Source organism: Paraburkholderia acidipaludis NBRC 101816 (assembly GCF_000684975.1).
Taxonomy (GTDB): Bacteria; Pseudomonadota; Gammaproteobacteria; order Burkholderiales; family Burkholderiaceae; genus Paraburkholderia; species Paraburkholderia acidipaludis.
In genome coordinates, this window is record NZ_BAXZ01000015.1 from 182,770 (window position 1) to 204,381 (window position 21,612).

At 59.9% G+C, this 21,612-nt stretch carries 20 protein-coding genes and 5 pseudogenes; 8 read left to right on the forward strand and 17 right to left on the reverse strand.

Going from position 1 to position 21,612, the window contains the following annotated elements:
- Window positions 1–11 precede the first annotated feature (11 nt).
- Window positions 12–233, reverse strand: a pseudogene (locus BAC01S_RS17795) (helix-turn-helix domain-containing protein); the annotation flags it as partial.
- Window positions 234–392: 159 nt separating this feature from the next.
- Between BAC01S_RS17795 and BAC01S_RS17800 the strand changes: the two are divergent.
- Complete coding sequence (locus BAC01S_RS17800; RefSeq protein WP_027796000.1) at window positions 393–1,418, forward strand: IS110 family RNA-guided transposase; 1,026 nt, start codon at window positions 393–395, stop codon at window positions 1,416–1,418.
- Between the two features lie 446 nt (window positions 1,419–1,864).
- Here BAC01S_RS17800 and BAC01S_RS17805 read toward each other — a convergent pair whose 3' ends face one another.
- Window positions 1,865–2,137 carry a hypothetical protein gene (locus tag BAC01S_RS17805; RefSeq protein ID WP_027796001.1) on the reverse strand — a complete coding sequence of 91 codons (273 nt, stop codon included), beginning with the start codon at window positions 2,135–2,137 and terminating at the stop codon, window positions 1,865–1,867.
- 13 nt (window positions 2,138–2,150) lie between these two features.
- Complete coding sequence (locus tag BAC01S_RS17810; protein WP_027796002.1) at window positions 2,151–2,504, reverse strand: NUDIX hydrolase; 354 nt, start codon at window positions 2,502–2,504, stop codon at window positions 2,151–2,153.
- Between the two features lie 130 nt (window positions 2,505–2,634).
- Here BAC01S_RS17810 and BAC01S_RS34665 point away from each other — a divergent pair, with 130 nt between their 5' ends.
- Window positions 2,635–2,991, forward strand: a complete 357-nt coding sequence (locus BAC01S_RS34665) for a hypothetical protein (RefSeq protein WP_156954440.1) — start codon at window positions 2,635–2,637, stop codon at window positions 2,989–2,991.
- A gap of 34 nt (window positions 2,992–3,025) precedes the next feature.
- Here the strand turns inward: BAC01S_RS34665 and BAC01S_RS17815 are convergent, their stop codons facing one another.
- The 3 genes and pseudogenes from BAC01S_RS17815 to BAC01S_RS35610 all read right to left on the reverse strand — a co-directional run.
- Window positions 3,026–3,355 carry a helix-turn-helix domain-containing protein gene (locus BAC01S_RS17815; protein WP_027796003.1) on the reverse strand — a complete coding sequence of 110 codons (330 nt, stop codon included), beginning with the start codon at window positions 3,353–3,355 and terminating at the stop codon, window positions 3,026–3,028.
- Window positions 3,339–3,593 carry a type II toxin-antitoxin system RelE family toxin gene (locus tag BAC01S_RS17820; protein ID WP_027796004.1) on the reverse strand — a complete coding sequence of 85 codons (255 nt, stop codon included), beginning with the start codon at window positions 3,591–3,593 and terminating at the stop codon, window positions 3,339–3,341. Before BAC01S_RS17820 ends, BAC01S_RS17815 begins: the two co-directional genes overlap by 17 nt.
- Before the next feature lie 61 nt (window positions 3,594–3,654).
- Window positions 3,655–3,900, reverse strand: a pseudogene (locus tag BAC01S_RS35610) (phage late control D family protein); the annotation flags it as partial.
- A gap of 11 nt (window positions 3,901–3,911) precedes the next feature.
- Between BAC01S_RS35610 and BAC01S_RS35615 the strand changes: the two are divergent.
- Window positions 3,912–3,995, forward strand: a pseudogene (locus tag BAC01S_RS35615) (oxidoreductase); the annotation flags it as partial.
- Between the two features lie 260 nt (window positions 3,996–4,255).
- Here the strand turns inward: BAC01S_RS35615 and BAC01S_RS33920 are convergent.
- Both BAC01S_RS33920 and BAC01S_RS34675 read right to left on the reverse strand, forming a co-directional pair.
- On the reverse strand, window positions 4,256–4,498 hold the full coding sequence (locus tag BAC01S_RS33920; protein WP_084168635.1) for a hypothetical protein: 243 nt from the start codon (window positions 4,496–4,498) through the stop codon (window positions 4,256–4,258).
- Window positions 4,499–4,896: 398 nt separating this feature from the next.
- Window positions 4,897–5,005, reverse strand: a pseudogene (locus tag BAC01S_RS34675) (IS5/IS1182 family transposase); the annotation flags it as partial.
- Window positions 5,006–5,021: 16 nt separating this feature from the next.
- On the opposite strand from BAC01S_RS34675, the gene BAC01S_RS31660 reads away from it, so the two are divergent.
- Window positions 5,022–5,528, forward strand: a complete 507-nt coding sequence (locus BAC01S_RS31660) for a plasmid pRiA4b ORF-3 family protein (RefSeq protein ID WP_245616611.1) — start codon at window positions 5,022–5,024, stop codon at window positions 5,526–5,528.
- A gap of 650 nt (window positions 5,529–6,178) precedes the next feature.
- Here BAC01S_RS31660 and BAC01S_RS17835 read toward each other — a convergent pair.
- The 4 genes from BAC01S_RS17835 to BAC01S_RS33335 form a co-directional block, all read right to left on the reverse strand.
- Window positions 6,179–6,706 (reverse strand): cytochrome b, encoded by a 528-nt coding sequence (locus BAC01S_RS17835; RefSeq protein ID WP_027796005.1) that lies wholly within the window; start codon window positions 6,704–6,706, stop codon window positions 6,179–6,181.
- 69 nt (window positions 6,707–6,775) lie between these two features.
- Entirely contained in the window at window positions 6,776–8,239 is a 1,464-nt protein-coding gene (locus tag BAC01S_RS17840) for an ATP-binding protein (protein WP_027796006.1), read from the reverse strand.
- Entirely contained in the window at window positions 8,236–8,895 is a 660-nt protein-coding gene (locus tag BAC01S_RS17845) for a response regulator (RefSeq protein WP_027796007.1), read from the reverse strand. The genes BAC01S_RS17840 and BAC01S_RS17845 overlap by 4 nt, the downstream gene beginning before the upstream one ends.
- 991 nt (window positions 8,896–9,886) lie before the next feature.
- Window positions 9,887–10,903, reverse strand: a complete 1,017-nt coding sequence (locus tag BAC01S_RS33335; RefSeq protein ID WP_027796008.1) for a class I SAM-dependent methyltransferase — start codon at window positions 10,901–10,903, stop codon at window positions 9,887–9,889.
- A 560-nt stretch (window positions 10,904–11,463) separates the two neighbouring features.
- On the opposite strand from BAC01S_RS33335, the gene hpnI reads away from it, so the two are divergent.
- Together hpnI and BAC01S_RS34680 are read left to right on the forward strand one after the other, a co-directional pair.
- Window positions 11,464–12,627, forward strand: coding sequence for a bacteriohopanetetrol glucosamine biosynthesis glycosyltransferase HpnI (gene hpnI / locus BAC01S_RS33925; protein WP_084168633.1), 1,164 nt, complete (start codon window positions 11,464–11,466; stop codon window positions 12,625–12,627).
- A gap of 88 nt (window positions 12,628–12,715) precedes the next feature.
- The gene (locus BAC01S_RS34680) at window positions 12,716–12,868 is read left to right on the forward strand and encodes a hypothetical protein (RefSeq protein WP_218001707.1); all 153 of its coding nucleotides are present in this window, start codon (window positions 12,716–12,718) and stop codon (window positions 12,866–12,868) included.
- A gap of 597 nt (window positions 12,869–13,465) precedes the next feature.
- Here BAC01S_RS34680 and BAC01S_RS17870 read toward each other — a convergent pair.
- On the reverse strand, window positions 13,466–14,371 hold the full coding sequence (locus BAC01S_RS17870; RefSeq protein ID WP_027796010.1) for a LysR family transcriptional regulator: 906 nt from the start codon (window positions 14,369–14,371) through the stop codon (window positions 13,466–13,468).
- Window positions 14,372–14,480: 109 nt separating this feature from the next.
- Between BAC01S_RS17870 and BAC01S_RS17875 the strand changes: the two genes are divergently transcribed.
- Window positions 14,481–15,215: an SDR family oxidoreductase gene (locus tag BAC01S_RS17875; RefSeq protein ID WP_043202616.1), complete on the forward strand. Its 735-nt coding sequence runs from the start codon at window positions 14,481–14,483 to the stop codon at window positions 15,213–15,215.
- Window positions 15,216–15,503: 288 nt separating this feature from the next.
- Window positions 15,504–17,183 (forward strand): phage integrase family protein, encoded by a 1,680-nt coding sequence (locus BAC01S_RS17880; RefSeq protein ID WP_027796012.1) that lies wholly within the window; start codon window positions 15,504–15,506, stop codon window positions 17,181–17,183.
- A 47-nt stretch (window positions 17,184–17,230) separates the two neighbouring features.
- Here BAC01S_RS17880 and BAC01S_RS17885 read toward each other — a convergent pair whose 3' ends face one another.
- From BAC01S_RS17885 to BAC01S_RS17900, 4 genes and pseudogenes are all read right to left on the reverse strand, one after another.
- A complete protein-coding gene (locus tag BAC01S_RS17885) occupies window positions 17,231–17,884 on the reverse strand; it encodes a hypothetical protein (protein WP_027796013.1) in 654 nt (217 codons plus the stop codon).
- The gene (locus BAC01S_RS17890) at window positions 17,850–18,830 is read right to left on the reverse strand and encodes an ATP-binding protein (RefSeq protein ID WP_027796014.1); all 981 of its coding nucleotides are present in this window, start codon (window positions 18,828–18,830) and stop codon (window positions 17,850–17,852) included. Before BAC01S_RS17890 ends, BAC01S_RS17885 begins: the two co-directional genes overlap by 35 nt.
- 28 nt (window positions 18,831–18,858) lie before the next feature.
- Window positions 18,859–20,862: pseudogene (locus BAC01S_RS31670) on the reverse strand (integrase).
- Complete coding sequence (locus BAC01S_RS17900) at window positions 20,859–21,494, reverse strand: hypothetical protein (RefSeq protein ID WP_027796015.1); 636 nt, start codon at window positions 21,492–21,494, stop codon at window positions 20,859–20,861. Before BAC01S_RS17900 ends, BAC01S_RS31670 begins: the two are co-directional and overlap by 4 nt.
- Window positions 21,495–21,612: the final 118 nt, after the last annotated feature.

A 21,612-nucleotide genomic window follows, 5' to 3' on the forward strand; every position in this document is an offset into this window, starting at 1 on the left:
GCCGGAGTCCTCGCATCCAGCCGGTTGTTGCCGGGCCTCGAGCGCTTGCGTGACACGAGGCCCTCGGGTCCATGTTCACGCAGCTGCGCTACGAGCCGGCGAATCTGCCGTGTCGTCAGCTCGAGACGCTGCGCTGCACGCCACGGCTTGAGCCTGCCATCCACCACGTCCTGAATCACCTTGAGTCTGTCCAGCTCGCGCATCGTCATTGTTATCCGTTCTGTTGCAGCCATCGACGCTCCGTGTGCTGGATCTCCAGCGGCCGGTCAGCGTACGATCAACTCAAAAGCGGACATTTGAACCTAGCTAAAAGCGGACATAATGAAATGGCCAGCCCGATCCCCGCGACCGTTCTACGATAGGCACGTCGGTCCACGGTAGAGGAGAGCGTCATGAACGAGGTCACGCTGATCGGCATCGATCTGGGCAAGCACGTCTTTCATCTGCATGCACAGGATGCAAAGGGACATGAGGTGTTCCGCAAGAAGCTTTCTCGCACGCAGTTGCTTCCGTTCTTCAGTAATCTCAAGGCGGTTACCGTGGTGATGGAAGCGTGTGCCGGATCGCACTGGCTCGCTCGCAAGCTCAACGAACTGGGGCACGTTGCCCGGCTGGTTTCGCCGCAATACGTACGGCCTTTCGTGAAGAGCAACAAGAACGATTACATTGACGCCGAAGCGATCTGCGAGGCGGCGTCACGGCCGGCGATGCGCTTCGTTGAACCGCGAACGGAAGCGCAACAGCTTCTGGTAGCATTGCACCGGGCGCGCGAGGGGCTGGTCACCGAACGCACGGCTACGATCAACCGGATCCACGGCATCCTGCTTGAGTTCGGCATTGTTGTTCCTCTGTCCAGAGCTACGCTGCGTCGTTTGCCCGACGCGCTCGCTCTGCACGATCTGCCGCCACGGCTAGTCCAGTTGATCGACCGGCTCCATTCCCACTATCGTTACCTGGACCAGCAGGTTGACGATATCGAACGTGATCTGACGTCACAGCTTCGCGAAGACGAGAACGCCGCGCGGCTGCTGTCCATCCCCGGCATCGGCGCCATTACGGCAAGCCTGCTGGCATCAGAGGTCGGCAACGTTGCGCAGTTCGATGGCGGTCGCAACTTTGCAGCGTCAATCGGACTGGTGCCCCGGCAACACAGTACCGGCGGACGGAGTGTCCTGTGCGGAATCAGCAAGCGAGGCGACAAACATCTACGCCACTTGCTCGTGCAAGGTGCCCGTGCGGTCATCCAACGCGCAGAGCAGCGCACGGACAGGCTCGGTGCGTGGATCCGGTCCATGCTGACGCGAAGGCACGCGAACGTGGTGGCCTGTGCGGTCGCCAACAAACTCGCGCGGATCGCCTGGGCGGTGCTGACTAAACACGCTGCTTATGATGCCGCGCGCCTGGAGCCCGCGAACTGATTCACCGTTTCACCCAACATGGTTTTGCGACGGCTGGAAGTTTGATGGTCCAACGGCACAGCGACCGGACGAAGAACCTGATAAGTTGTACAGCTCGCAGCAGCTGCCGACATTTTGAGGATCGTCCGGTGCGGTTTTCATCGCGGAACATGGATTCCGGATAGATTTGCGCAAGCCACGAAGACGTCAGAACCAGAGGTTGCAAATCTCGGGCTGGCCATAGATTACAACTTGGCCACTACACCAGCGCAGCTTCGAGCAATATGTCCGGGGATGGCGAGTCGTCGAGAAAATCCGACGCGCGAAACACGAAGGCTCGTTTGCCGACGTGCTGGCACGCTGGCGCGTGCTGGCCGTCGAGCTGCCAAAGGCCTGGCGATCCGGCCGCCTCTGGAGCGACCTCGGACCACCCGCGTACCACAAAGCCTAATCCAGCTGTCAGCAGGCTAATTGGCATCGGAACCAAAGAGGTCGTCGACGATCTTCCGCGCCGCGCTGTACCCACCCATCAGCGCATCGGCCTCGGTGGCGAATGGACGGCCGGCGACCTCACCGAATCGCAATGGCGAAAACGCGGCGACTGTCGCTCCCGCACGAAATATCCTCACTACCGCGACGAATCCCGAATCGGTCGGCCGGGGTTGGGACGCCCGCGTCTTGAATTCCGTTTCGGTAGTGACTTCGAGTGTATAGCCGTGGTATTCGTAACTCCGCATCATCTCGGGGCTCGATTCATTTCAAAAGTCGAACGATTTCGTGCGTCGGCACGCTTGCCGCGAGCGTCAAGATTTTCGCAGGTTTAAACCAGCGACATTGCACGATCTCGTTTTGTGGTTCTGGTCTCGTGTCCCGCGGGAGTTCGGCGAAAAATACATGATGGCGCTTGTTGATCCCGCCGAACTGGAACAGATAGGCCAGCGCATGACCGGCAATTGTGGTCTCTTCCTCAAGTTCCCGGTAGGCGGCCTCAAGCGGCGATTCTGAACGCTTGATCGTACCACCCGGCAAGGACCAACGCGATCGCCCCCGTGCGACAAGCAGCACCTTGTCGCGTTGAAAGCACACGATGGTCGCCCTTTCTCTCATCCCGTTCCCTGCTCCCGTTCGGTGCCCTATCCTTTAATCAGGCATGGTCCCTTGGCACAGGACTTTAGCCTTCGGCCGACCCTGCTCCGATGTCGTCGCTGGGCGTCTGCAACTCAGGGAGAGAACACAGATGAAAACCCGGTCCTCATGCAACATATGGCTGCCCATCGGAGGCTTCGCGGTGGCTTGCCTGCTTTCCGTTCCTACACTTGTCCTCGCCCTGGCGTGGCTGAGTATTGGCGTCTGTGCGATCGGCTACCGCTCGCTTGATACCTTCCCTGTCGAGGGGTTCTCAGTCAAATGGTTGTGCGGGCGACGTCGCGCCTGCCTTTGGTTTCATCACCTGCTCTACTGGCCGCGCCACATCGAGCCAGGGCTACAGGAAATCGCCACCCGCACCGCCAAACACGTCGCCGAAAGCTGCACGCGCTCACGCAGCAAGTCGCGGTCCTCCGCGGACTTACCGTCCGGCAACCGCGAACGATGACGGCCTGCGAACGCTGTCTTGCGAGCGGCTGTCGTCAGAAATCTAGTTGCGCGGCCGTGATGCCAAGCGCGGCCGCAATCTTCTCACGCGACGATTTCCGCAGGCGTGCACTCGCCTCCTGCTGCGCGTAAGCCGATTGGCTCACGCCAAGGCGTGCCGCGACTTCAGCCTGGGTCAGGCCAAGGTGTTCGCGCCATGCCCGCGCCGGCGGCACGTCGTCGGCCAGCGTCCGGCGAACAACGTCATGCGGGATCAGGTCGCTGTCGCGCGCGTGCTGCGCCACATAGTCCGCATACGGGATGACGACAAAGGCCGGCTTGCCATCCGGTCCCATGATCGTTTGAATGTTAGTAGGTGCGTTCATCGCGTTTCCTTACTTCCTGAATGTCGACGATCTTGATTGCCCCATCCCAGTCGAACAAGACCCGGTAGTTCCCTACCCTCAACCGGTAGCCGTATTCGTGGTTGATGAGCGCCTTCACGTTCGAAACATCGGGCATCGTGGCCAGACCTTCTACGGCATCAAGAATCTGCAGTCGCACGGGGCGGTCGAGCTTGCGCGCCTGCTTCGCGGCCTTTGGGCTCCAGTTGATCTTGTTCATCGGCTTCATTATAAGCCAAATATAAGTTATTTCAATCGGTGAGGTCGACTTTTTATAAGGTTCAGGCCGGCCGCCGGAAATGCGACCGATGCCTGTCGGTCGTCGGGTCGTCGCACACTTCGAGCTCAAGCGCGGTCACAAATCCGCCGTCGCCGAGCGTGTGCGTCGCCTTCTTCACAAGCCAGGGCGTTTCGTCGATTTCGGGTTTGAAGCCGGAAACCGTAACGGGCAGCTCGGGGAATATCTCCGCCTGCCCGCGTGCGAGCGTGGCCTGGCTGCGCTGCGTGCGGGCGAATTCGGCTTCGGCGGACAGGCTAGGCCTCTCTTCTGAGCAAATTGCGCCGCTTCATGCCTGCCGGACCGGTTGATACAAGCCTAAGAAAAACGTTTGGGCTGGCTTGAAACCGCGCCCTTGATTTCACGTCACGGCCTGCGTCTTTTTCGAGATGTCCGAGGATTTTTGCGCCGCAGGCGCCATGAGGCTGCTGATGCCCATGCCAAAAGCCGGTATGGTACGCGGTATCCACAGATGACCCAAGCCAAGCCAGCCCACACCTCATGTGTGTGGGCCTGGTGCACGTCAACGCAGACTTGGAAAAGATGCGTCCAGACCGCGAGAAACATCATGCTGGGGATTGCGGTTGCTGAGACGAATCGCCCGCTCAGGCCTTGACGTTGATGATCGTCCCGACTTGCTGGCCGCTGCTGTTCACGCTCGGCGATGCCACCGGCTGCGTAGCTGCTGCCTTGACCGCCTTTGCGCCCGCATCGTCGCCGTCTCCATCGACATCAGGACCGACTTCACGAGCTTCCCGCGATGTCGCGCCACGTTGTGCCGTTTGTGTGTGTGCGGTCTGAACCGGGAGCTGGAGTTGTTGGTTGTCGCCAACAGAAGAAACGCTCATGTACATCTCCTATAGGTTGCGAGCATGTGTATCTGCTCACTTCGGTTAACGGCAGTCGAGGGTGGAGGGAATAGGCAGATCTACGAAACACTGTATTACGCTGCTCAGGTAGCGCGCGAAATACTGACGCAACAAAGCCCGCGCTCTGCCGGCGACAAGAACTGATCGGTCGCGGTCTCGGAACGAAATCTTGCGCCAATCGTTAGCCAAGGCAGAAGATCAACTCAAAGTTGATATGTAATTGTCTGCCCGCAGCCCCCACGCGACGGCAATCTAGGGACTCCCTGATTAATAGGCGATCGTGCGAGGGTGTTGGAGCGGAACGGTCGGATGCCGAAGCGAAGCACCGCCCATTCGGAGAAGTTTGGTCCGAGGATGCGCGTCATTTCCCGCATCTTTCACACGCATGACGGACTGCTCTCATGAACCGGCCGCAGCCGGTTTCGCGCGATCACCAGGTTCGAGAATGAACAGTTGTGCCGTGTTCTTGAGCAGCCCCTTGTAGCTGAAGTACATCAAGCCGGTGATCTGGCGACGAATCATCGTTCCCGGCTCGATTCGGCTGGGCAAGCTGCATGTCGTGCTGCATCTGGCCATGGGCTGGGAAGGCGCGCATCTGCACGAGTTCGTCTTCGGCGAAACCAACTATGGTGAACCTGATGACTTCGGATTCCAGAGCGATCCACCGATGCTCAATGAAGCACGGGTCACGCTGGCGAAGGCGCTGGGCTGGCTGAAGTCATTCACCTACATCTACGACTACGGTAACAACTGGCAGCATCGGATCAAAGTCGAGAAGGCACTCGTGCCTGATCCAGATATGCGCCGGCCGTTGTGCCTAAACGGGCGGAATGCGTGTCCACCGGAAGACGTCGGTGGAGTGCCAAGATATGCCGATTTCCTCGAAGCGATCGCCGATCCGAGTCACGAAGAGCACGACCACTTCCTTGAGTGGTGCGGCGGCAGCTTCGATCCCGCCGCCTTCGATCTCGTGCTCGCGAATCAGCAGCTCTCGGAAGTAAAGTTCTGATCGTCAAGACGGCCTCGGATTGACGCTTACTCTTCCTAGACGATAACACCGGAAGCTTAAGGCACCCTGAGCTATTTCCTGCGACCGCACTATGGCTCTTGTACCGATTCAACAATTCAAAAAAAACCCCGGGGACCATACCGGGGCGACGAGAACAATCGCTGCCGCGGGGACGGCAACGTTGACAGTATGCCCATTCTGGCGGTATCTATTGTTACATCGGATGCTCGGAATTTTGAATTATTATTTAGAGTTATGGCAATTCTCTGACCCGCTCGAAAGCGTTGAGATCGACGTGCTGCATATGGCACCCCGGTCCCGTCGTCGCCGAACGTGCAGGCCCAGTGCCTCGACTTCGAAGGCGCCACCGAGACCGCAGTCGCCCTGCTCAAAGCGTTTGAATATCATTGAGTTGCCTCGCGAGTAAAACGGAGGCGGCGGTTATGGAGCGGCTACGGTGCCGGCCGCGTCATGCTCCCTTAAGATGTCTCAAAAGCCGTCAATGTATCTCCGAGCGTTCGCGCGGCTATGAAGCGGGAGTCACATAGGCACTTCACAGGGATGCTCGTGGCTATGTGCGCCGGCCGTAGATGGCCGCTCGAATCGTCTGCGGGCGCCGCCTCTGCATTCTTTTGGGTACTCCTTGGCCACTACCAGAGAGCCATTCGTTGCATGACGCGATCGCGGAGTACGTAGCGATGCAGGAGTGCCGCTGCGGTGTGGACGAAAATGAGGATAAACAATACCCACGCCAGGAATCCATGTACGTCACCCATCGCGCGGCCGAACGACCAACCGACTGGCGATAGAGCGGGCAGAGGGATCACCCGGAACAGGCCTATTTGCCACGCGCGGGAGGAAGCGTTGATCCAGCCGAGAATCGGGACCACGAAAAGCAATGTGTAAAGCGCCCAATGCGTGGCCAGTGAGATTGCCCGTAACACCGGGGCGAGATCGTCAGCCGGAGGACGATGAGTCACGCGCCAGAGGAGACGAAAAATCATGGCTGCGAGTAACGCCGTTCCTGCTGTGATATGCCATGCGATCAACCCGACGGGTTGCGTGTCGTGACGAACATCAGGCATGCTCCACCCCAGCACGAATTGTCCGGCTACAAGCGCTGCCACAAGCCAGTGGAGGAGTCGTGCCACGGTGTTGTATCGGATGGTCGTATGCATGGTCTTTCCTTCGACAACGAAATCCTGATTCGATCGGAACGATTCTACGGGCGAGTCCTTAACAGAAGGTTAAGGAGGATGCCTGATGTCGCGGAGCGCTTCGTCGCGCGCAAAAGAATCATTTTTCATCTCGGAGGTCGGCGAATCCAGCGCAGGGAACGCAACGACGACAGCGAGCCCCCTTTCACTCAGGCCTGGCTCGAAACGCAGCGTTCCACCGAAGTACCGCGTGATCCGTTCGACGATCGAAAGCCCTAGCCCACTGCCGGGCGATTGAGTGGCGGTTCCGCGGAAGAAGCGGTCGGTCAGCCGTGCGCACTCACCTCGTGCAACCCCGGGGCCATCGTCGCGGACTGCCAGGCATTGCGTTGTACCGCAGTCGTAGGTCGACACCGCGATCTTTCCATTTATATTTCCGTATTTGACCGCATTGTCGATCAGGTTGTCGAGTAGGATGCCGAACAGCACGGCGTCGACCCGAATGGCCTTTGCAGAGCCAAGCGCGACTGTGATGTCGATACCCTTCTCGCTCGCATGTGCTATGTGGCGATCAACCGCATCCTTGATAAGTTCACCGCTCGCGAGGACTTGCGCGGGGATACGTTCATATTCGTCCAGCCGCGCAAGCAGCAGCAACTGTTCGGCGAGACGGGCGCTCCGGTCGACGCCCTGAACGACTCGTTTCATCGCTAGCCGGCGGGTTTCCGGGTTGTCTGAGGCGAGCGCAACCTGCGCCTGCACCTTGATTGCTGCGAGCGGCGTTTTCAGTTCGTGTGCCGCGTCGGACGTGAACGTACGTTCGCGAGCGATGGATTGCCTCAGTTGTGCCAACAGTCGGTCCAGCGCATCGACTAGCGCACGAACTTCGGTGGGTGCGTTATCCATGCCAGTGGGTTCGAGCGACTGCGCATCGCGGGCACGTATCGTCGTGGACAGTGTTTTGAGCGGTGCGAGGCTCCGGCCAATTGCATACCAGAGAAGAAGAGCGAGGATGGGCAATGCGACAATCAGCGGCCAGACTATCTGATGAGCAGTGCCGGTCGCCAGGTCACTTCGGGTATTGGATGGTTCAACTGCCCAAACTGCACGGCCCGATGCTCGATCCACCAGCGCATACGCACGCCAGGGCGTCCCATCGACGCTGAGCGTTACCGGTTCACGGAATGTCCCACGCGGCCCACCCATAGCCGCGATTCTTTGCGGTAAGCTGGATGTGACAATTGCACCGCTCGCGTCGCGCACCTCGAACAGAATGTCGCGAGGCAACCGATCGCTATCGATGGTGGGTGCATGCCGGGCGTCGGACGCATCCAGCTCAACGCGCGCGTCAAGGGGGAAATGTGCGAAGCGGTTGAGGTCGGTCGGGGACAGATGGACGATCAATGCCGCGTACTCGACGAGGCGTGCGTCTTCCCATTCCTGCACCTCCCGGGAGGCATTGCGAAAGCAGCCATATACTGCGACTAGCCAAACGAGCGTGACGCAGCAAAGAATCGTCGAGGACAGGCGATGGCGTATCGAAAGCGAGATCATGGTTTTTCGATAACGTAACCGATGCCTCGCACGGTACGGATCAGGTCTGCTCCAAGTTTCTTGCGCAGGTTCGAGACATGCACCTCGATCGCGTTGCTCTCAATGCTTTCCTGCCAGCCGTACAGGCTGTCCTCGAGACGTGCGCGCGACTGTGGCATACCCTGGTGTGTGATGAGTTGAACGAGGATCGCCCACTCCCTGGCGGTCAATGCAACTCGGACGCCGTTGTGGGTGACTGTATGGCCGACAAGATCAATTGCAATACCACGCCAGACTATCGTTTCGCCGCGGCGTCCCTGTGAACGGCGTACAAGGGCACGGCAACGTGCCAGCAGTTCGGAGAGTTCAAAGGGCTTGGCCAGGTAGTCATCCGCGCCGGCGTCAAGTCCACGGACGCGATCGGCGACGGTGCCGCGAGCGGTCAGTACGAGAACCGGGGTATCATCGCCTGCGTCGCGGAGCGAGCGAAGCAACTCCGTTCCCGACTTGCCGGGCAATCCAAGGTCGAGGATCACAAGGGCGTAGCGTGTCGTCATAAGCGAAATGGAGGCCGCGTAGCCGTCGCGTACCCAGTCGACGGTATAGCCAGCCTGACGCAGACTGACCTCCACACCACTACCGATCAGATCGTCATCCTCGACAAGAAGGAGTCGTATTCTCAAATCAGATGACATAGCGTTGCGCCCTGGCGGCCTTTCAAACAATCTCTCACTGTATCGCATTCCGGTGATAACGGGAGTAGCGCCCGACACCATGGCTACGGGCTTTCAGTTAAGGCTGTCTTCAGCGATGGCGGGGCGGTCTAGGGTGTCTGCATTAATGATCGGCTTGGCGGCTAGCGTTGGCCAGAAGGCAGCGATCCGAATGGTGGAGATGCTTAACCGAAACACGCGTTACACATTCATCGCGCCGTGACCTGGAATGGTCATTGTCTAACAAGGAACCCGCCGCGAGGGCGCGATCAATTGTGGCTAGGGAAGGAACTACCAGATGCTGAAGAGCCAACCGGGGCACCTCCATAGTCGGAACTTTCTCCAGATCGGGCGTGGTAATTCGGCGTGGTGCCACGACCAATTGACTGATTTCCGTTTCCGGCTGGGTCGCCTCGGGCCGGGGCGGTGGGGTCTGCGGGTTCCAGCTGATGCGCCGGCGGTCGCTCATTGAGTGACGGCATTGCGGGCGGGTGGGCGAACGATTCGCCCGGAATGATCAGTGAGAACGCGACGAGCGTGCTGGAAAGGACGAGATTCATGACATTTCCCCCACGTCCACGGCGTCGAAGGATGCCGGGGCACATTGAATCCGCCTTCTGATTATGGTTGACTTTCCTTAAGTTATGCTTAACGTGGCGGCTGGGCTAATCTGGCTCCGATTGGTGTGAACGTTCTCGATGTTGCAGCAGCAAGCGCGCGCCAGTTTGCATGGAAAGGGGAATTGGCGGCTCCGTGGGGGCGCAGCGATCGGACGTCGGATGCGGAGAAGTGGAAACTCCCCGTCAAACGGGGAATCATGCGTCGTTGAGCAACGACGCGATCGATCGCCCGCTGTCTGAGCCAGGCGGCCTCCGTTGGGGAGATTTCGCCCTGCAAGTGCGATTTTTCATGTTAGCCCATGGCTTACGGAAGAGTTGAGGTAATCAGATGTCGATCAGTGTGGTCGTTGTGCCGTGAGATAAGCAATGCGAACGGCAGCGAACCGGTGACCGCTTTCGACCAGTGGGCGTAACCGCGCTTCCAGAAACTCTCGTTCCCCGAGCGTAAATTGTGTTTCGAGTACTGATTTCAGCGTCGGCGCCCCAGGGTAAGGGGAGGTATGCAAATAGGTCTGCCACGATGGCGAATCTTCGGTACGGACGTCGATATGCAATTCGAGATGGATATCCGTAAAGCCAGTATCGACTGCAAATCGTACAAGATCCCGTTCGCCGTAACTGGTGATGGGAAGCGAACTTATCTTCTCCTTCGTGTCAGGATACTGTGCTGCCCTGCACCGCAGCAACAGTGCGAAAAAGGGATCTTGAGGGTCTCCAATGCGCGCGTCGACGATCTGTTTTAAGGCACAGACCTCAAGGGCTTCGTCGCGAATGACGGGCTCAGCCATTGCAAGTCGGCCACCGGGTTTTAGTATCCGGAAAAACTCTCGCATCGCGGCGGGTTTGTCAGCGACATATGCAAGCACTGCGCGCATCACGACGGCATCGACGGAAGCGTCGTCGACGCCGTCCAGTTTTTCGGCGGGGCACTGAAGGAATTCACATTGATCGTGCACGCCAAGAACGTGTGCTCTTGCGCCGGCGTGTGCCAGCATCGGTGCAGAAATGTCGGTCATGGTCACATTTAGCTTTCCGCCGGTACGTTCGATGGCGCGAAATGCCACCAGACCGTCTCCAGTGCCAATATCGGCGAGTTTCATGTGGGGCTTGAGACGAGCAAAGTTCAGCACACGATCGGCGTATGCCGTCATTTCGACACGCAGTCGCGATCTGTACTCGGTGTCATCGCCATGGCGATCACGAAGAAGCCAGTTTGACCAGATATCGGAGGGGGTATCGCTCACGAGAATAAAGGAGTGTCGGTAAAAGCGGTTGCCGGGCTGAACATCGTACTGAGACGTTCTGAAGAAATCCTTAACGGTTGGCTGGTTTATAAGAAGAGCAGCCCGCATGAGGCCCCGGCAGAACGAACTGGCGATAGTCAGTGCAAGATGTGTGAAGCGTTGTCTGGCGCAGTGAAGCGAGGCTGAAGGCGCACACATCGTAGGCCGAGGTTTACCCCCGGTTGTTCAGCAGGCGACACGCCTTTGAGGGTGTCCTTAAGCTGTTCTTCATCCCGGCCTGATAAGATTTGCGGGGTTGTTCCCCGAAGGATCAGGCTGCTGCGGGAGCGACATGCAGAGTGGAGACGGTACGCGGCTGCATGGAAGACACAGACAGCGTTCCGCCGGATACATTTTCAAGAAAATGCCGCAGGAACATAGGCTTTTCTTCGGGTGGGCTGGAGCCAGGTCTGCTGTCGTATCCGCTGAATTGGATAACCATACGAGTGCGCGCGCTCGCGCCGCATTTGCATGGTAGGTAAGGCGCGACACGACTGCGCAGAATGTATGGGGGCAATGGACAGGGCGGAGAGTAATCGTGGTTTCTATGCCAGATCATCGTGGTCGTTGGCGGCCATATCCGGCCTGTGGATGAAGTTCGGCTCTTCCTGGCATAGCTGGAACGGGACATGCATATACTGCTTCAGGCACTGACATTCCTCTGCGAGCTTGGCGGGTTGCTCAGCGTTATTTATACCGGATTGGCGGGTATGCTCGTGGGGCGTTTTTTTGCCAGGCGTGCGTCGTTCCCCGCGCACTATCCAGGCGTGACGCTGGCCAAGCCATTGCACGGTAACGAGTGGGAACTGGAAAGCCACCTGGCGAGCCATTTTGAGCAGGACTATCCCGGACCGATCCAGTTCCTCTTCGGTGTCCACGATGCCAACGACGATGCACTCGCCGCTGTAAACGCTGTACGTACCCGTTATCCGCACGCAGACATTACCGTTGTCGCTGATGGCCGACTTTATGGGGCGAACCGCAAGATTGCGAATCTCGTCAATATGCTCGAGCATGCGAGGCACGAGGTGCTGTGCTTCTCTGACAGCGACGTGCGCGTCGGGCGGAGTTATCTCAGTCAGGTCATAGGGACATTGCAGAAGCCGGGAATTGATCTCGTAACGACACCGTATCGGGCCCTCAGCCCTGCGGGTCTCTGGCCGCTCCTTTCGGGCGCTGCGACGAACTACCATTTTCTACCGGGTGTGATAACGGGCCTCGCTATCGGTCGTGCACGACCATGCTTTGGTCAGTCGATGGCAATGACCCGTGAGACGCTAACACGTATTGGTGGCCTGGTGCAGTTCTCAAACCATCTTGCGGAAGATCACGCCATTGGGGAGGCAGTGCGACGCACTGGCGGCAGTGTTGCCGTCCCGCCCATTGTCACAGAACATGCCTGCGTGGAGAATTCTTTTTCCAAGGTATTCCGCCACGAGTTACGGTGGAGCCGCACGATACGCGCAGCGGATCGATCCGGTCATCTCGGTGCGGTACTGATGCATCCGCTCGCACTCACCCTGCTGGCTACCATTTTCTCGGGTGGCGAAACGTCAGCCTGGTTACTCACTTTTGCTGCGCTCCTTGCACGCATATTGTTAATCTGGAAAGTTGACAACGCACTAGAAGGCAAACCGTCTGGAATACTAAGGTTGCCACTGCTGGTCCTCTGGGAAATCGTTCAATTCTCGATTTACGCCGCGAGTTTTGGACCTTCCAGCGTAGTTTGGCGCGGAGTGCGTTTTCGCGTTAGCAGGGACGGGAAGCTGTCGGCGCTGCGCGGCGAGGAATAGATGCAAGGCGGCGGCTCACGTTGGCAATGCCGGGGTGTTGTACTACTAGTCCATTGCGTCATTGAAAAAGCACCCGAATTGGTATTCAATGAAACACATGCAAATGATGAACTTGACCACGCTTGAGCGCAAACAATTGCTGTCGGCGGCTCGTAGCCAAACGATGCGTGCAGCGGACACGCGGCGTGCCCAGTTGATCCTGATGCTTGACGACAGCGAAACACGTGAGGTGCTATTTTGAGGGAAGTTACTATCTGGCTAAGCTTGGTTTCGACAATGCGGTGATCGACCGCTGCCGTCCCAAGGCTGGGTGTGACATTGACCCCGGAATTTTTCAAAGGTTTCTCGGCTCAAACGCGCACGCGGATTTTTGTGGACAAAAACTTTCGCGACTTTTCATGTCCGAATCGATGGTTTTCTATCTCAACCAAGACCTGTTGAACCAGAGATACCAGAGTGGTCGAAGGGCAATACGATGGTCGGGCATATTCTTCGTCGTGACGGGTCGGCTCTTCCTGTTATTCCTGCGTCGACCGCCTTCGTCGTGCCGCTTCCCGGCTGACGGATGACTCGTTGCGTCCAAGAAGCCACGACAGCAGCGGCTCGAATTGGAAAGCAGAGTGGGGTCACCTTGCACTACATGCGTCGGACGATAATCGGCCAGTTGCCGCCGTTCGCCGTCGCCTCCACACGGACATTCGAGCGGCTGCTCCGCTCAAGCAGCGGACCTTCGTGAGCCGAGGGTGTTGGGCGTGTGATCGACCAGACCCACCATCAACACCGTCACAGAAACTCATTGCTGACTCGCTACAGGCCGCTTTCCCACAACATGGCTAGTCTACCGTTCGCTGTCGTGCCCCAACGTTTCCTGGACGAAGGCGATAAAACTTGCCAGCTTCCGTGGCATACGCGCATCGGGCAAATGCACCACATGGATTGGCCACGTCTGCGCCGGCCAGTCGGGAAAAAGACGAACGAGCCGACCCGCATCCAGATCTTCCTGCAGCATTACCTGAGGTTGAAAAATCACCCCCAGTCCCACGAGCGCGGCTTCGCGAAGCGCGAGGCCGCCATTGACATCGAGACGGCCGCGCACCGCGATGCGCTCCACGCCATTGCCGCCGGGACGTGAGAAACGCCATTCACGTTCGGGTCCGGTCGCGACCATAAAAGCGAGGCAGTTGTGCTGCGCCAGATCGGCGGGCACCTGCGGCTGCCCGTGGCGCGCCAGATAGGCCGGTGATGCGCAGGCGATACGCGGCGAATGGGTCAACGGCCGCGCAATCAAGCCCGAGTCCGGCAGTACCCCTGTGCGAATGGCAGCGTCGAAACCTTCTTCCGCCAGATCGACGAAACGATCGTTAAGGGACAGTTCGACCTGAACCTCGGGGTAGCGGTCGAGGTACGCGGCAAGCGCCGGTACGAGCACACGCGTGCCATAGATAACCGGGCAACTCACCCGCAATCGGCCACGCGGGTTGCTCTGCATTTCTCGCGCGTCCAGTTCGGCGGAGTCCACCAGCGCCAGAATTTCGAGGCATCGCGAGTGATAGCGCTTGCCGAGTTCGGTCAGGCTTTGACGCCGCGTGGTGCGATTCAGCAGCCGGCCTTCGAGCCGTCGCTCCAACTCGCGGATATGGTTGCCGACCATCGTGGGCGTCATACCGCTGCCTTCGGCCGCGGCGGTAAAGCTGCCGCGCTCGACCACGCGTGCAAATATCGCCATGCTGTTGAATCGATCCATTCGCAAGTCTTATTAAGGAGTGTTCGAAGAGATACTGGGTTTATCAAGTCTGGCTAAAGAATAATACTCGGGTCATGGCTTCACTCACAATCCACGGCGAGGACTCACCATGACTATTGCAAGCACGAACCTTCAGCATCAACACGTCGTCCTGCTGGGCGGCACCTCCGGAATCGGCCTTGCCACGGCGCAGGCCGCGCTGGCAGCCGGTGCCTCAGTGAGCGTTGTTTCATCCCGCAGTGAGCGAGTCGCCGAAGCCGTCGCGAGACTCGGCGACCGGGTCAAGGGGTACACGGTCGATCTGAGTCACGAGCCCGCCGTGCGCGCACTGTTCGGGCAAGTCGGCGCCTTCGACCATCTGGTCTACAGCGCGGGGGATTCGTTGCGAACCGGAGCGCTCGCCGACATGGACCTCGCTACGGTCCGCCAGATTTTCGAAGTGCGAGTCTTCGGCGCAATTGCCGCTGTCAAATATGCGGCACCGTATCTCCGTCCCGGCGGCTCGGTGGTGTTGACCAGCGGTATTGCGAGCTTGCGGCCACAACCGGGTTGGGTGGCGCTCGCCAGCGTCTGCAGCGCGATGGAAGGTTTCACACGGGCACTCGCGGTGGAGTTGGCGCCCATTCGCGTCAACCTCGTGAGTCCCGGTTTGGTGCGCACGCCGCTATGGGATAACTTGCCCGAATTTGAGCGCGAAGCGCTCTACGCCGCAAGTAGCGTGGCATTGCCAGTCGGTCGTGTCGGCGAGGCTGAGGACCTCGCGCAAACGTACGTCTATTTGATGACCAATCGCTATGCTACGGGACAGACCATCGTTGTGGACGGCGGTGGCGTGCTGGTCTGATCGGTAACAGGCTCGAAGAAAACGATGACCGCTCCAAGCCCTGAAAGCTACCGAAGGCGTCACGCTTCGTCGATCGTCGGCTATGGGTCGCAAAGCGGCTCTGGCTTCGCGACCCGCCACGCCATGCGCAGGCGCATTCCCCTGCAGACGTGCGTGTAAGGTGCTGCCCTCTCGCTAAGAGATATTAGCGACATAGCTGCGTTTTTCGCTCAAACACGCAGCCTGGAAAACGCGTCACACCAAGCCTCACCTCAGCCCACCCCATAACCTGTTACCTATACTGGGGAGATGCCCAACCCATCCACCCCACCGCCGTTGCCCGGCACCGCCTCCCTCTGCGCGTTGCGCGCGTGGTACGACGGCGCCGGCGCGCGCGACGCAATCCTGCGATATTGCCCGCAGGCGCTCGATGGCAGCCATTCCGCGCGCGGTGCGATCGGTCGCATTCGCCGGCAGGTGGCCGGATTCGCTCTGACCCGCCATCGCGCCGATCTCGCGGAGCCGTTTCAATGCATGGACGGCGAGCGTACCCGTCATCGCGGTGCCGCGATGCGGGCGCTCGACCTCCTGCCGTTAGTTCCGGTTCCGCAGCCGCTAGTGAGCGATGCGGTCGAAACCTGGCTCCAACCCCGGGTCATTCCGGTACTGCACCGGCACGGCATCCGGACGTTAGCGGACCTGACTGTCCGGGTTCCCCGCCGCCGCCGGTGGTGGGTCGCGATCCCCGGGCTCGGTGAACGCAGCGCCCGGCGAATCGAAGCCTTCTTTGTCGCTCATCCCGCGCTCACCGAGCGGGCCCGCGCCCTCGTCGTCATGGCAGCGGGTTCCCCCGTTACACCATGGGAAAGCATCCGCGTTCCGCACGACGTGGACGGTTCATCCGGCATCTTCCGCGCGCCGAAGCGGCTGTGCGCCCTCGAGGCCGATAACGACTGGCAGGCAATCAATGCCTGGCTTGAACGCCACGAAGCGGCCGAAACCCGGCGTGCCTATCGCCGGGAAGCGGAACGGTTGCTGCTGTGGGCGATTGTTGAGCGCGGCAAGGCGCTGTCCTCGCTGGCTAGCGAGGACGCGCCGGCGTATCGCGCCTTCCTGCGTCATCCGGCTCCGCGAGTCCGCTGGGTCGGGCCAGCGCAGCCACGATCGTTCCCCGGGTGGCGACCGTTCACGGGCGCGATGTCGCCGGATACCATCGCCTATGCGCTGTCGGTGCTTCGCGCCATGTTCCGGTGGCTGATCGCGCAGCGCTACGTGCTGGCGAATCCGTTCGCGGATCTAAAGGTACGGGGGGCGCAGCGTGTCGGCGAACTGGACGTCTCGCGCGCCTTCACGGCCGGCGAATGGGAGCTTGTCCGTACCATCGCCGATGGCCTCGAGTGGTCGCATGGCTGGGCGACGCCGGCTGCCCAGCGCCTGCGCTTTCTCCTCGATTTCGGTTATGCAACGGGTCTGCGCGCGGCCGAGCTGGTCGGCGTCACACTCGGTGACATTCACAACGGCGCACACGGTGAGCGGTGGCTGCATCTCACCGGCAAAGGTGCGAAAGGTGGCAAGGTTGTGCTGCCACCGCTCGCGCGCTTTGCGCTCGACCAGTACCTGATGCAACGTGGTCTGCCGGTGAGCGCCAACCGGTGGGCACCGGATACGCCGCTGATCAGTCATCTCAACATGAACGGCAGCATCACCACGCCGCGCCTGAGGGAAATACTGCGCCGGTTCTTCCGTACGGCCGCCGACGTGATAGAGGCCGACGACCCGATGCTCGTCCAGAAACTGCGTCGCGCGACGCCGCACTGGATGCGGCACACCCACGCAACCCATGCACTGACCAACGGCGCCACGCTGACCACCGTGCACGATAACCTGCGACACGCATCGATCACCACCACCTCAATCTACCTCGATCACGATGAAGTTCAGCGTACACGGCAGATTGAGCGGATCTTTGTTCGGCGGCCTTCGGCATAAACGCATCCGGGCGGATGCCGTGCCGGTCATCGCTTATCCGGCACTGCTCATCCCAGATACCGCTGGAAATACTGCCGCGCGAACGCCCTGCGATGTTCCGCTGTCATCCATGGATCCCGGCCTGGCGTCCACCCCGGGCCTCCATAACTCGCCAGACAATACGCACAACGGTATGGCGCTTCAAGGAGCCGCACATTCACGCGGTACGGCGCTTCGTAGCCGCATGTCTCGCACGCCGATTCCAGTACGCGGGCGTGTGCGGGACACAGCTCGTTACTCTCCATCTGGTGCAGCACCGTGTGATAGCCGTGTGCAACACAACGGCGGCAGAAGCGGAAGACACCGCTGTAGTGCCTGCGCGGTATCGCAGGCAGCAGCGACGCGCGCAGCGTTTCTACGGGCACGCGAAGACTCTCGTGCAACCGGTCGACATCGATGATACCCAGCTGCGGCACCACACCCTCGTATGGATCGACGTCCGGCCCCAGCAACCGCGCAACCACGTGGCCCGGCAGTGCGTTCGCCTTCTCGAACTTCCACAGTATCGAGATGAGAGACTCGTACGGATCGAGCCACTTCCTGTTGAAGAGGTAGCCCAGCGCAGGCGTCAGCTTCCGCTCATCGACCGTGAGGATCGGAAAGCGCGGTGCCTTGAGCGGCACCGCACTACGCTGCGGCGACGAGGACGCGACCGGTCGCATGACGGGACTGGACGTAACCGCAGTGCCGGACCGCGTGGGCCCACAGCGCTTCTGCCGGACAGTAACCCGGCGCATCCGTGGTCTCGCTATCCTTGAGCACGATCTCGACCGCGCGCGCGAACGATTCCATCGGCAGCTCCAGACGTCCGGGCAGCGTGGCCTTGTGGTGTGCGACCTCGAACGCACGCCAGAGTGTGTCGGCATCGTCAACCAGACGGTACCCGGCGTCAAAGGCCTGCGGGACATAGAAGCGCGTGAAGCTCCACGCGCTACCCTCCGGATAGGCGGTCTGGTCATATCCGTTCAGACAGGTCGCAACATCCTGCGCGTTGCGGCTCCCGTAGAACGACAACTCCTCGACCATCAGGCGCGCGACAATCTGGGTCTTGCCCGCGAGCTGCAAGGCCGTCTTCTGTGCGAGGAGTTCCTGCTGGCCTACGAGCAACGTAAAGAGCTTGATCTGCTGACGGTCCAGCGCGTCATGAACATCACGTAGCCATTCGTACTCGTTCTCGTTGTAGCGCTGGGCCTCGTCGCAAAACAGCAATACGGTGCCGCTGCCGGTACGCGCGGCCGCCTCGCGTATGCGCAGCGACAGGCGCATGCGCTTTGAAGGATTCGTCCCGGCATTGGGGTCCGGGTCGCCTACGGCCTCGAGCAGATTGGCAAAGAACGGGCCTTCCGCGTGCCGCGGCTTGTGCTCGCACTGCGCGTGGTAACTCGTCATCCGCGGATGATTGCGTGCCAGCAGCAGGCGGACATATTCAATTGCCCGGGTTTTGCCGATGCGTGACGGGCCGTGAATCAGCGCGCCCATGATGCGGTAGCGCAGGCAGCGCTCGACGAGTTCGTAGAAAGCCTCGATGGCGGGTGTGGCAATGCGGTAGTTGCCGGTGACGAGCGGATGCAACGAGGGATCGACTGGCCGCGGAATTTCAACTGACATGATGACGCCTCCGATACAGGAGCTGGGGTTAGAAGACCTGGCCGGTACCGATCGTGAGCTTTCTGGGATGGACGGGCCCAATCGACACGGAGTCGACGACGACCGCCGCCACTGCCGCGGGCGTTGGCATCGTGACCGGTGACAGGGTTTCCGGAGTTTGCGATGCGCGTGTCGGCCCTGCCGGCGTGCGCACGGTCGGCACCGATGCAAGCAGTCGCACTGCGTGGGCAAGTTCCGAGGCCGCCTTGCGCGTTTTCTTTGCCTGTGCGAGTTTTTGCTGCACGTAGGCTTCGATTGGATTTTCTCCGCCTGGAGCGTCGGTCCGCCGTCGGCCTTTCTGCCTGCGTATCTCCTGCCGCAGCTTGAGGTTGTGCGGCACCACCCGCCACGCCCCTTGCGCATCGAGTACGCCAAGTTCGGTGCCATCGGGCAGAAACGCGCGCACGCACCGCAGATCGTCAGCGTTCATGTAGACGAGCAGCCGCTGGCCGATCAGATGCGTGCTGATCGCCAGAACCATGCTGGTGTAGCGCACGCCGTGAAGATTGATGTGGGGGCGAATGCCCTGGTCGAGATAGGCACGCACAGGACAACGGCGTGCCGATTGCATCAGACACAACGTCCGGCGGTGATGCTCGGCAAGCCACGTCACCATCGTCTGCCGTCCGCGAACAAAGAATTCCATCGCTTCGAGCGGCGTCGCATTGTTCAGTCCGCTGTGCGGCGTGCCGTTGTAGCTCGCGATCGAATACTCAACCAGTTCTTCGAGCTCGCCGAGCGAGACATACAGACGCAGATTGCCCTTTGGATCAGCCAGCGCCCGGCGCAGATCGCGCGGATGCGAGCCGGTGTAGCCAGGCAGGCGCGACGAAAGGCGGCTGGCGACGGTGCCGAAAAATCGCTCGATATAAGGTCGCTCGTCCGGGCTGCGGCGCGGCCCCGCATCAACAAGGCACCCGACAAATTCACAAAGCGCCCTGATTGTGTCGTCGGCCAGGTTCGCCTTTGCGTTGTCGAGCTTCATCCGCTCCCACACAGCATACGCGAGCTCCGGCATCAGCTGCGACGCGAAGCCCTCGTGCACACCGTAGCCGAGGCCGGCGATCGAAAAGCTCTTCGGACGATGCGGCTCAAGCGCGTTTTCGATGGTCTTGATGACATCGTAGCGGCTGTACTCGCTCGCAAGCACAATGTGATAGCCCAGAACGACGCGTGTGCATACGTCGATGATCACCAGCAGCCACACACGTTCCATTTCGAATTCGTGTTCAAACCCCAGCGGATCGCGCACCACGATCTTGAGGCAGATATCGAGCCGGTGGCCGTCGAATTCGACCACCTGGTAGGGACGTGTCGCCGCCACCTTCACCTCGTCATCGAAGCGCGGCAGCCCCTTCAGGTGCGATGCGCCTGCCGCTCGCGCGGCTGTGCCGAATCCGCGCAGCATTTCCGCCTTCACCCTGCGCGACAGGGAACGGATTGCGTGCCCCGCAGTGTTGAACGGGTAGTTCGCAGCAGTCAGGCCTACTTCGCGGCACTGGCGCAGGAATCCGTCATGCAGCGCCTGCAGGCCACGCAGGCGCGTGCGCAGATGTCCGTCCGTATTTATCTGCCCAAGCAACACCCGACGCTATTTCACCTGCAGCAACAGCCACGCGGCAAGCGTCGGATAGCCTTCCAGAAGCTGGGAAAACGCACCTACTGTGCCGCGACTACCACGTTCGCCACGCACCACCACAGCACGCAACCTGACGTAATCGGTAATCCTTGCGTACCTGACCAAGGCGCGGAAGCCGAATGGTCTGCCGTCTGGATGGGGAGAGAGAGCCCTTCCGAGGACGCGATAGAGCTGGCGTCGATCAACGCCAGTCGATTGCTCGATCTGTACGAGCGAGTCGCCTCGGGCGTAACCCAGAATCGCCTGCATCCGCGATTCGAAAACGCGCCGGGTTTCGTCATCGAACTCCGTGTAAGCGACGGTCGGCCATGCCGAGACATCGATCGCCTGCAGTTCGGGTTTGCGACGATTCATGGATGCGCCCCTTCGATCAGAAAGGTCGTGAGCAACGAAAGCGGCTGCGTGCGCAACTCCGGCGCATTGATTTTCCCGGCATGCAACAGGCGAAACAGCGTGGCTCGCACCAGCACGAGATCGCCGGTCGCAAACTCCCGCTCAACCTCAAGCAGTCTGTGCGGTTGAGCCAGAAAGCGCTCGATCGCGCGGGACAATGCTGCAGACATGAGATCCCGGTTCGCAACGATGTACGGCAACATACGCTGCCAGTTTTCGATCCATACCTGTGCTGCGGCGATCTCTGCTGACGCAACGGTCCGGACTGGCAGGGTAGCGGCGTCGAGATCGCGATGCGTTACCACCGGCAGATTTTCGAGTTCCACATCAGTAAGGATTACTAACTCTTTTCGACCAGAAAAGCGAACCCAGAAGTCTGCGAGCCGCCTCTCGTCCTCAACGACAACGTAGCCCGGGCGTTCGCAGAATGTGATCACACGGGGGTCCGCCTCAAGCAGAATCCACTGATCCAGCTCCACACGCCGGAAAAAGATCATTCGTCGCGAGAGCTTCGGGCTGAACGCCTCGAGGCGCCGAGCGCCGCGAGGCCGAGCCAGCGCGACCGGTTCCGCGATTTTAAGGGAATGTTCCATAAGATCAGAACCTTACGGACGGAATTCGAAGTTTAGGAGGCGAAGTGACGAATTTAATGCGGACTTATGCGAATTGACGCTTTTATTGCGATTCAAAGGTAAATAAAAGTGTCACCAA